This window comes from Chryseobacterium sp. SIMBA_029 (assembly GCF_046535275.1).
GTDB lineage: Bacteria > Bacteroidota > Bacteroidia > Flavobacteriales > Weeksellaceae > Chryseobacterium.
The window spans coordinates 1-267 of sequence record NZ_JAWRXA010000408.1; the positions used below are offsets into that span (position 1 = coordinate 1).

1 pseudogene is annotated in these 267 nt (G+C 40.8%); it reads left to right on the plus strand.

What is annotated here, in order from left to right:
* Positions 1-267: pseudogene (locus SB679_RS24630) on the plus strand (ATP-dependent Clp protease ATP-binding subunit); the annotation flags it as partial.

A 267-nucleotide genomic window follows, 5' to 3' on the forward strand; every position in this document is an offset into this window, starting at 1 on the left:
CCCAAGGGAAGCATCGGAAACGTAGCCAATTTATTAAAACCAGAATTGGCAAGAGGTGAAATCACCGTAATTGGAGCTACTACACAGGAGGAATACAGAAAAATTATAGAGCCGGAACAGGCGTTCAACCGTCGTTTTGAAGTATTAACCGTTAATGAACCGGATGAAAAAACCTGCGTAAAAATGATTGACGTTCTTCTTGATGGGTACAAAAAACACCATGGCATCGAAGTAGAAAAAACATCTATTCCGGAATGTGTACGCTTG